We start from the raw sequence: 9,845 nt of genomic DNA on the forward strand, positions 1-9,845 counted from the left end.
TTGCCCATAGCTAGGGCGCCACTTGTGTCTGTCGTTGGATTTCCGAAGAGCCCGTTGGTGGGGCTAATGGTTAAATTCGGACCAGACCATACAGCGCCGTCAACTGCCGTTCCGCCCTGCCCTGTATTGGTGCTGCATACCAGCTCTGAACTTGGAGCCGTGGGGTCGGTAGTCCCAGGGCTCAGACACGTCTGAGTACTGTTCGGTACGAGGGTGAAACCAGAAGGCATAGTGGTATTGATCGACGTGCTCGGCAAAGTGCTTGCACTGTCATTGTCGTACCAGGCCCTCACCAATACCGTAGATAGTGGGCCCGCCGTTACGTTACTTGACCAAGTCGCTCCGCCATCAACCGAGTACAGAAGCGTCTGTGACGGAGCCGCAGACGCCGGAGAGGCCACCAGCACCGTCATGCTGAGCATTCCTGCCGCCAACGCCGCCCCCGTGGCAGCCCGCAGCCGCCCACGCCGAGAATCCCAACTCATACAACTCTTCCTTTCAGACGTGGACCTGCAGAGCCGGGCCTAAGCCATCCATTTATGGATGGCCATGGTGAGTATTTTGACTCTTTCTCTGCACAGGCCACTAGGTGTCGATGAAATTTCCACATACTACGTATGCGACCTCAATACAAAAAAGCCGCCAAACCGCATTGGGTAGTAATTCGCAGCGCAGGCTCCAGATGCATCCAGAAATCCCTTTTACGGACCTCCTTGGTAACCTTTCTCGTGTCGCTTCCGTTCGACTGGAAGATGAATTGCCGGGCAATGCGCTCATCGGTGATTCCCCCTTTAGGAGGTGAACCAGATAGCGGCATGACGCACGGCATATGCATCCGGAGGGACCGTGTAAGGATTTATGTGTATCGGCCTGGAATGCAACCGAGATTCCTCTTCCCTTTTAGGTAACTATTGAGCCGGAACTATCGAGTTTCCTATGTGATCGTGCAGCGGGCGAGGAAGTAGCCGCGGACGCTGTGGGGCTGGCATTGTCGGCGGTTCAGGAAGCGGCGAGTCTCGCGCGCGAGGTCGTTCACCGAGTGGACGCGTGAGGCGTGGACGTGCCGTTCAACGTCGGCGTTGAGAAGTTCGTCGAGGTTGAGTGGGTCTTCGCGGTTGGGCGGTGCGTCTCGTTTGTGGCCTGAGGTGGTGTCACGGTCCGTGACGGTGCGGAGGGTGCCCTGACGCTGAACGTGAGGCGCCCGTGGTCATGCGTGATCATTTCTGTTCTTGAGGCAGAACGATCATGCAGGGGCCACGGGTACTACAGCCGGAGATCTTGAGGATCGGTGATGGGCGGGAGTGGGTCTGCGAGCCGTCGGTAGTGACTGACCATGGCGCGGGTCTGGTGCCGACGCCACAAGTTGCAGGTCAGGACAGTTTCCATCGGGTGGTGGGGGTTGAGGTGGGTGGCGGCCGGGCAGTGGCGGATGGCGTGGGCGTGGGTGGTTCGGCAGCGCCGTCGGTGGGCAGGACCGGGTCGGGGTGGTGGCGGCGGTCCAGGTCGGCGATCACGGTGAACAGGGCGAGGGCGGCCATCGCGAGTACCACGTGGCGGCGCCAGGAGCGGTAGCGGCGGGCCTGGGTGTGGTCAGGCCGACGGCGTCTTTGCCGTTGGCGAAGTCCTCCTAGACCGCCCACCTGATCCCGGCGATCTTGACGAGGTCGGCCAGTGCCACCGACCGGCCCGGGGGCACGTAGGTGTAGAAGAAGGCCAGGTCGGTGGGGTCGGCCAGGGAGCGGCAGACCAGCAGGTGGTGCTGGGGGCTGCTCGTTGCGACCTGGGCCCAGTTGTAGACGCGCGGCCCCTTGGCGCCCTGTCCGCACGAGAGCCGGTTCCATGCCCGCTTGGGGACCTTCCGTGCCGCCAGCAGGTCGGCCGGCATCGGCCCGGCTCCGGTGGGCACCTGGAAGTTGATGCCGACGGCGAAGACGTAGCCGATGGTGTGCTCCTCGAAGAAGCCGCGCAGCTTGGAGCTGTGGCCGTAGACCTCGTCGCCCGCCGCCCAGTCGACCGCGACGCCGGCGGCGAGCGTGCGCCGGGCCTGGTCCAGGGCGATGGCGGTCTTGGCGCGGAAGGCGAAGTCCCGCCCCAGCCCTGCCTGTTCGCACCGGTCGGGGTCCTTGGCCCAGTGCTCCTGGACATACTGAGCATTTTCAGAGAGGCCATCGGTCGGGTGATGTGTGGGTGGCTGTGAAACGGGCGGAGCCCCAGGCTGTTGAGCAAGGTGTCCTAAGCTCAACTCTTCAGCCCTGGGGCTCCGTTGGTTGCCTGTCGTGCCGTACTCGACGTCCCGCACGCACTCGTGGAGTGGGTCACGATGCTCATCGTCACCCCGGAGGGTGACCGCCGATGCCGGCTATCGCCGTCGGAACGCGCCCTGGCCGCTCTGGTGTATCTGCGGAAGCATGACACCCTCGCCCAGATCGCGGCCGGCTTCGGGACCAGCGCGGGCACCGCTCACGCCTACGTGCAGGGCGTCGTCGCACTCCTGGCCGGCGGGCACCGGGCCTGACCGCGGCGCTGGGGTCAGCGAAAACGCGGTACGTACTGCTGGACGGCACCCTGGCAGAATGCGACCGGGCCGGTGACAGCCGCGCAGACTACTCGGGCAAGCACCGTCGTCACGGCGTGAACCTGCAGGTCATCACAGCACCCGACGGCACGCTAGTGTGGATTTCCCCCGTCCTGGCTGGCCGCGCCCACGATCTCGCCGCGGCCCGCCGGCACCGGATCATCGCCACCTGCATCAGACTCGGCATCCCGATCCTGGCCGGCAAGGCCTACCAGGGAGCGGGAGCACAGACCGCCGTCCCGGCCAGACGCAGACCCGGACGCGGCCTCACCGTCAAACAGAGATCCGTCAACCGGGCACACTCCCGTCTCCGATGGCCCGTCGAGAGAGCCATCGCCCGGATCAAGACCTGCCGCATCCTCCGCAAAGCCCGGATCAGCCCCAACCGACTCACGTCAATCGCCAGAGCCATCCTCACCCTGGAAACTCACCGCTGAAAAGGCTCACTGGTAGCCATCGATCAGGCAGTGGCCGAGAGGGCTGGCGTAGGTGCAGTACACCGCGACCACCGCGTTGCTGACCTGCCCGGTCGTGCCGGTGTACTGGCGGCCCACGCCGGCGGTGGCACTGCCCTTCTTCTCCTGGCCGGTCTGTCGAAGACCAGACCGCACCCGGAGCGGCCAGGTGGCCTATGACGAAGCGCCGCACCGCGTCACGGGCAGCTTCCTCGTCCCAGACGGCCTGGTAGAGCAGACGCTGCAACCCGAAGGCACGGGGCTGCCCGGCGTGCTCGAACAGTGTCCAGCAGTTCTTGCGCGGCAGGTTGGCGAGCAGGCCGCGCACGTACGCCACGGCATGCGCCCGAGGCTCACGGCGGGCGAACAGCGGGGTCAGCTCGGCCGCGAGCTCGTCGAACTTCTCCTGCAACAGCGAGGGATCTCTGCTGACAGCAGAGGGCCGCCTGATCTTCATGATGCGTCACAACACCATGATCAACAGGTGGCCTCGCCCACGCCCCAGTGCCTCACACGCCGTCCGTCACCCCGGTCAGATTACGAAGTGCGACTGGATTACGGCTGTCGATTTGTCATCGATCACAGTGCTGCTGGCTGAGGTTTGAGGTGTATCTTGCTCGGCCCGCAGCCAAGTAAGGCGCAAAGAGAACTTCTTTCGTTTCTCATGGTCATGAGTCTTCTCTAATCTGACTTGTGCACATTAATGCGGCCAGGTAAAGATGTCATCAGCGGTTTTAGTGAGTATGTAAAATCGCACATCATCGCCAATAGTAAGATGGCGCGCTTATTGGTATTTCCTCTATTTCAGAGGCGAGTGTAAGAGTTTTTGTGTTACGGGGTGTCGCGGATATCCCATCCTCCGGGGGGGACCTTCGCGGGGTGATGTTCCGTGACTATAGAGGTGAATGAGCGTGCCGGAGAACGTGTCGCTGGCTGGTGACGCAGTGCAGGATTTGGAGGATGGTGTCTTCTCACGTGTAGTGGAGTTGGCACGTGCCGATTTGCGCTCTGGGGGTGGGCTGATGGGGAGTGGTGGGCTATTGCAGAAGCTGACGAAGCGAGTCATTGAGATGGCGCTGGAGTCGGAAATCTCGGAGCATATTGATAAAGAGCGCGGAAACTCCCGGAACGGGTACCGTTCGAAAACTCTGCTCACAGAATTCGGGGCGGTGAATGTGCAAATCCCAAGGGACCGGTTGGGTACATTTCGTCCAGTCAGTACCGGCCGGTGGGAGCGGCGAACCAGCGGCATTGACGAGTTGGTGATGTCGCTAGTCAGCCGCGGATTGACGACAGGGGAAGTGGTAGATCACCTGAGTGAGGTCTACGACGTCGCAAGCACAAAAATGATGATCTCTGCAATCACGCGGCGAGTGGACTCAGAGATGGAGAGCTGGTGCCGGCGTCCGCTGCAGGTCTCCTATCCCCTGCTCGCGGTCGACGCGGTGCCAGTGAAGGTACGGGACACTAGGGTCGTCGACCGCCTCATGTGGGCGGCCGTGGCAGTCAAACCCACCGGACGGGCTGAAGTACTCGGCCTGTGGCTCGGCGCCGACCGCTCCGCCGCTGCCGAAGTGTTCGCAGACATGCGACGCCGCGGCACACAGGACGTCGGGGTTCTCCTGTCAGGAGTGCCAGGCGCAGAGGAAGCCGCACGTGCCGTGTGGCCGTCAGCAGTCGCCCAGCTGGCCATCACTCAGACAGTCAAAGCAGTAGTGCGTCTGGTCAAGAAGTACGATGCGCCCGCCCTGGAGCAGGGCCTCAGGGAAGTGTTCTGTGCGGCAGACACGAAGGAGGCGTCGGCCATGGCACGGGCGCTTGCAGAGGTTTGGGGAAAGCGGTACCCCCGGCTAGCCCAGGAAATCCATGAGGCCTGCACCGCGCTTGCGCCCGCTCTGCCGCTGGACGTGCGAATCCGGCGTGCCGTCACGTCCTTCGATGCCGCCACCGCCCAGTCTATGGCGCGTTTCCGTAAAGCAGCCCGGACCTCCGCTCAGTTCCCCAGCGCGTCGTCAGCCCAGAAACGCATGTACCTGATCTGCAGGAACTCCAGCTTCGCCGAGAACAGCGACCGTTACTGGGACCTATTGTGGCACGACGCTCAGCGCGCCTTCCAACAGTCTTTCCCACAGTCACGGCAGCTGTAGTTCGTGATCTTCGGGTTCGTGGTGTGGTGTCCGCGTAGGCGTGCCGGCGGTGGTGGCTGGCTCGTGCATGGTGCTGGTGGTGGCGCCGCCAGGCTGACCAGCGCAGGACGTGCTCGGCGTCCCGTTTTCGGGGTGCGGGTAGTACCCACAGGCGGAGCAGGCGCAGGAGTTCGTGGTCATCACACAAGCCGTCCAGGCCGCGCTCGAGGAACCCGGCGCCGCCAGGTGCGGACCGTGTCCGGGGTGACCCGCAGCCGGCGGGACACCTCCATGATCGAGTGGCCTTCGGTGCACTCCAGCACGATCCGCGACCGCTGGGCCAGGGCTTGGGCTGTTCGCGGAGGCTGTCGACGCGGGCGGCTCAGGCGGTCAGGACCGGATAGAGGTAGCCGAGGTACTTGCGGATCGGCTCGAACGGCATCGCGGGATGTTCACAAATGGCCTTCCCCCCGCAGGACCAGAACCCAGCGGCGGAGTTCGTCCGCGCAGTCCTCGGGGAAGGTCTGGATGCGCTGGCCGATGGCCCGCTGGTGGATGTCGACCTGGCGGGTGGGGTCCGGGAGGACCAGGCCGCAGCGGGTGAGGAACTGCAGGATCCATCGTGCGCTGGTGCCGGGCCGGTCGGCGGGCAGGTGTCGGCTTCGTGGATGGGGGCGTCGGCGCCGAGGCGGGCCAGCAGGATGCGCAGGCTGCGGGCGGTCTGGCGGCGTACCTCTTCGTCCCGGCCTCGCTGCTTCCAGTGGTACCGGATGTCGTCGAGCAGGGCCTCGGCGGCGGGGGTGAGGGAGGGCAGGAGGTTCAGCTCCCTGACGGCGATGCAGGTCCAGTCACGTCGGGCGTCGAACAGGACGGTCTGTGCCGGGTTGACCAGATGCGGCGAGATTGCTGGTGCGGGCGGACGTGCAGCGGCGGCCCGCTGCCGGGCCTTGTCGTGCGGTGCCGAATAGCCGAGCGCCCCGGGCAGGAGCGCGAGTCTGGGTGCGAGAGCACCGCGTGGGGCGATCTTGGGTGTGGTGGAGCATCGTGCTCGTCGGAGGATCTGCCAGGATTTGAGCTGGGCGGAGGCGCGTTCTCCGGGGGCTCGGAGGTGGGCGTGGTCGCGGTTGTACTGCTGGTAGTGCTCGGGTTGTTCGTGGTGGTAGTAGGGGGTGCGGACGGTGGCGCCGGCTCCTTGGTAGGCGCGGTCGGCCAGGACGAGGATCCCTGGTCAGGCAGGCCTGGATGATGCCGTGGGCGCGGGCCGCGGTCAGGTCGTGGGTCCGGCCGGGCAGAGCCCTCGAGAACCACAAGGGTGTTCCGTCCGGTCGGGCGATGACCTGCACGTTCATCCCGTGGCGGCGGTGCTTCATCGAGTAGTACGGCTCGTCAGCGGCAATGCGGTCGGTGGGGATGAGGGTGCCGTCAACGATGACGAAGTCATCCTCGCCCAGTGAGCTTCTTCAGCGTTGCTTCTCTAGGGCGAGGACGGCCTTGACGATTGACGTGAGTCGGTTGGGGCTGAGGCGGGCTTTGCGGAAGATCCGCCAGGCCTTGAGGCGTGCGAAGGCCCGTTCCACAGGTGAGCGGAGTCGGGCGTGTGCCCGGTTGACGGACTTTTCCTTGACGGTGAGTTCGCGGCGTGGGCGCCGACGCGCATGTCGTAGCCGGACACGACGATGCCGAGGAACCGCAGGTCCGGGTTGCCGAGGTCATCGCCCGAGGAGGCCACGAAGTCGCGGTAGCGCACCGTGGCTTCCACGCTGTCGTACTCGGGCTCGGTGCTGCCTAGGGCGAAGTGCGCGGCGGCCAGCCCCATTTGGGTCAGGTGCCCGAGCGAGGGCGGGCAGTCGATTAGCACGTAGTCCAGGTGGTCGTCCGCGCCCTTGAGGGCCTTGGCCAGCCGCCGCCAGGCGCCGCGCTGCCCGGCCTCGGTCGCGCGGTCCTCCAGGGTGTACCGGGCGGGCATCAGCGTGATGCGCTCGGCGTAGTCGCACGTCCAGCCGATCGGCTGCCACACCTGGGCGGCCACTCCCTCTACGGCAGCCTCGATCGCCTCGGACGTCGTGAGCGGCGGAGCCTCGGGCATGTCCTTCCACCCCAGTCGCCGGGAGGCGTTGCCCTGGGGGTCCAGGTCCACCACGCCGACCCGTCGGCCCTTCTTCGCCAGGGCTTCGGCCAGGCGGACGACGGTGGTCGTCTTCTTCGCCCCGCCCTTGTTGTTGCCGACCGCCATGCGTTGCGCCATCGGTCCTCCTTCAGTGGGGTGCGCACGGCAGCGTAGAGGCTCCCGGCGTCGCTGGTGACGCCACGGTGGCATGACGCCGTGGCGTCACCGGTGCCGGCAGAGGGTTGCGCCAGGGGTTGCCCTTGGGCGCCGTGACCGATCGGGGTGTGACCGGTGGCCGATTGGGGCGCCCCAATCGGCCAAACCGCTGATCAGACCCCATGGCCGATCAGTTGAGTGAACGCGGCGGCACGGGTCTCGGTGAACTGCCCGGAGTCTCCGAGGGCGGCAGCGGCCCATTCCACGGTCCACGTGGCGGTCGCGGTGCCGGCGTACTTCCCGCCCCTGTGGGCGGTCGAAGGGGCTTTGTAGAGGTGCCCGCAGTCGGGCGAGGGGCGCTTGCCCTGGGAGGCGTCGTAGCGGGTGCCGGGCCCGGTGCACGTGACCGTGCTGCCGTCGCCCATTTCCCATCGGATCGACGACACCCGTGCCGTGGCCGTGACCGTGATGCCTCCAGCCGTCGCGGAGGCGGTTGCCGGTCCGTACGTCGTCGCCGACTGCGCGGCCGCTCGCTGGACCTGATTCGCGCGACCGAGTCGGGCGGACTGGCCACGGTTCGCGCGCTGGTGGAGTCCTGGGGTCTCGTCTGGGGTCGCGACGTCCTTGACCCGTGGCCACCGCCCGCCGCTTGACGAGCCGACCACCCAGGCCGGGGAGGACGAAGCCGCGGTGAAGGCCGCCGCGATCCTTGAACGACCGGCCGGCCGGACCTTCGTGGAGCACCTCCACCGTGCCTGCCACCGACAGGTGACCGCCGTGAACTGACCCGGCAGAGCCTGCTGGGGTGCCAGGGGGCGTGCGCACAAGTTGTCAGTGCGCTCTGAGCTCCCCCGTACTCCGGTGTACGACTTGGCATGTTCGCGCGAGTATGACGGGTGTGCCGGGCGACTTTGCCGCTTGCTTTCCAGAGCCTTGGGCACTGCCTGCGCCCTCGAAGGAGAAAACGCATGAGGTTCGTACGCTCTACCGTCGCCGCGGGGTACTCCGTCATTGTTGCAGCGGTCTTCTCCCCTCAGGCCGTTGCTGCTTCCTCTGCCCCTGAGACCAGTCTGGCCACCTTCGTTTCCTGTCCCCTGGGCAGCCAGACGGTTAGGTTCCAGCCGGGGCTGACGTACACGCCCCAGCCGACCAACATCCACATCGAGGAAACGTTTGGGCCGTGCACCTCCACGTCCAACCCCGAGATTGCCTATGCCACGTCCAAGGTGAACGGGTCGGGAACAGCCAGCTGCCTGGCAGCCCAGTTCCACACCACCAATGTCGTCGACTGGAACGACGGCCCCAACAGCGTCATCCGATACAACATCGCCATCAACGCCAAGCCGAACGGCGAATCGGTTGTCATCGGCGAGGGAGAAGTGGTCAGTGGACAGTTCGAGGGTGCCCAGGTGGCGCGTACGGCAGTGAGTCTCACGCTGGACGTCGACAAGTGCCTGACTCCGGAGGGACTGGAAGAGGCCTCCGGCCCGACCAGCCTGACCCTCGTCGGCTGACACACCGCCCCCGACTACTTATCCCCCGGCCGCTCATTGGAACGATGAGCACTACTCGCTCTACCGGTCTGACCCGCGATGTTCGAGTGCCGGCGTCCGGTCGTCGGCCGGGCCGCGCGTCGTTTCTGGCTGTCCCCTTTTGGGTGATTGTCCGCTTCTAGACAGAAGGCGAAATTTGTACGGCCAACCTCTAGAGACGGCAGCCCGTGGGGGCAGAACGTGCGAGGACCGGCCGGCCCCCAGCGCCACCAGTCTTTTCAAAGACCTCGCACGGTCGGAGGTGTCGTAGGGGTCACCACGGCACCGACCGGACCACACACGTCCTGCCCTCGGCTGGACAACGCCGCCCCGGGGCCCCTCAGAGATCCAGAACCTCTAATTACTAACGAATTAGAGGTGTCGGCGTCGGAAAACGGCTTGCCCAGGCTGCTGCGCGCGTTCCACGCTTTCGTCGCCCAGCGGTACGCGGTGGCGGTGTCTGTCGGCCCGGTCCAGGACCGCTGTCCGGGCTGTGCGAAACGGCGCCGGCTGCGTCCCGGTTCGGGCCTGTGCGAGTGGTGCCTGCGCACGTGCCCGGGCTGTGGTGGCGGCAGGCGGGCGACGGACGAGACCTGCGCGGCATGCCGGCGCCGGACTTCGGGCCGGCCCGCGCGCGGGCCGTGCCAGCGCTGCGGACGCCGACGCACGCTGGAGGCCGAGACCCAATGGTGCCGTCCGTGCTCCGACCCGGCCACCGCCGAGCCGGTTGTCGCCTGCACACGATGCGGTGTTCCGGCCCAGTGGGCGCGCGGCATGTGCAAGCCCTGCTACGAGACCTTGAGCTTGTTCCGCTTTGGCGGACACCTTCGGTGTGGTGGTCAGGCCGCCAGGGCAGTCTCGTATTCGGCGGGACTGCGGTAGCCGAGGCTGCTG

General features: G+C 65.8%; 7 protein-coding genes and 5 pseudogenes. 3 read left to right on the forward strand and 9 right to left on the reverse strand.

From position 1 onward, the window contains the following. Window positions 1–1,370 precede the first annotated feature (1,370 nt). Window positions 1,371–1,538, reverse strand: a complete 168-nt coding sequence (locus tag ACZ6C1_RS37855) for a hypothetical protein (protein ID WP_469247602.1) — start codon at window positions 1,536–1,538, stop codon at window positions 1,371–1,373. An 89-nt stretch (window positions 1,539–1,627) separates the two neighbouring features. Beyond that, entirely contained in the window at window positions 1,628–2,242 is a 615-nt protein-coding gene (locus ACZ6C1_RS37860) for a transposase (RefSeq protein WP_469247603.1), read from the reverse strand. Between the two features lie 21 nt (window positions 2,243–2,263). Between ACZ6C1_RS37860 and ACZ6C1_RS37865 the strand changes: the two are divergent. Beyond that, window positions 2,264–3,012: pseudogene (locus ACZ6C1_RS37865) on the forward strand (transposase). 6 nt (window positions 3,013–3,018) lie between these two features. Here ACZ6C1_RS37865 and ACZ6C1_RS37870 read toward each other — a convergent pair. Then, window positions 3,019–3,186, reverse strand: coding sequence for a transposase (locus ACZ6C1_RS37870; protein WP_469247605.1), 168 nt, complete (start codon window positions 3,184–3,186; stop codon window positions 3,019–3,021). 49 nt (window positions 3,187–3,235) lie between these two features. Next, window positions 3,236–3,487, reverse strand: a pseudogene (locus tag ACZ6C1_RS37875) (IS701 family transposase); the annotation flags it as partial. A gap of 454 nt (window positions 3,488–3,941) precedes the next feature. Between ACZ6C1_RS37875 and ACZ6C1_RS37880 the strand changes: the two are divergent. After that, on the forward strand, window positions 3,942–5,177 hold the full coding sequence (locus tag ACZ6C1_RS37880; protein WP_469247606.1) for an IS256 family transposase: 1,236 nt from the start codon (window positions 3,942–3,944) through the stop codon (window positions 5,175–5,177). Window positions 5,178–5,356: 179 nt separating this feature from the next. Here ACZ6C1_RS37880 and ACZ6C1_RS37885 read toward each other — a convergent pair whose 3' ends face one another. The 5 genes and pseudogenes from ACZ6C1_RS37885 to ACZ6C1_RS37905 form a co-directional block, all read right to left on the reverse strand. Then, window positions 5,357–5,449: a hypothetical protein gene (locus ACZ6C1_RS37885; RefSeq protein ID WP_469247610.1), complete on the reverse strand. Its 93-nt coding sequence runs from the start codon at window positions 5,447–5,449 to the stop codon at window positions 5,357–5,359. Between the two features lie 740 nt (window positions 5,450–6,189). After that, window positions 6,190–6,613: pseudogene (locus ACZ6C1_RS37890) on the reverse strand (transposase family protein); the annotation flags it as partial. Window positions 6,614–6,616: 3 nt separating this feature from the next. Further along, window positions 6,617–6,808, reverse strand: a pseudogene (locus ACZ6C1_RS37895) (transposase family protein); the annotation flags it as partial. Window positions 6,809–6,918: 110 nt separating this feature from the next. Further along, window positions 6,919–7,473 (reverse strand): annotated as a pseudogene (locus ACZ6C1_RS37900) (ParA family protein); the annotation flags it as partial. A 119-nt stretch (window positions 7,474–7,592) separates the two neighbouring features. Continuing rightward, entirely contained in the window at window positions 7,593–7,844 is a 252-nt protein-coding gene (locus tag ACZ6C1_RS37905) for a hypothetical protein (RefSeq protein ID WP_469247607.1), read from the reverse strand. A 543-nt stretch (window positions 7,845–8,387) separates the two neighbouring features. On the opposite strand from ACZ6C1_RS37905, the gene ACZ6C1_RS37910 reads away from it, so the two are divergent. Next, entirely contained in the window at window positions 8,388–8,933 is a 546-nt protein-coding gene (locus tag ACZ6C1_RS37910) for a hypothetical protein (RefSeq protein WP_469247608.1), read from the forward strand. Window positions 8,934–9,845 lie beyond the last annotated feature (912 nt).

The organism is Streptomyces sp. NPDC041796 (assembly GCF_055590785.1).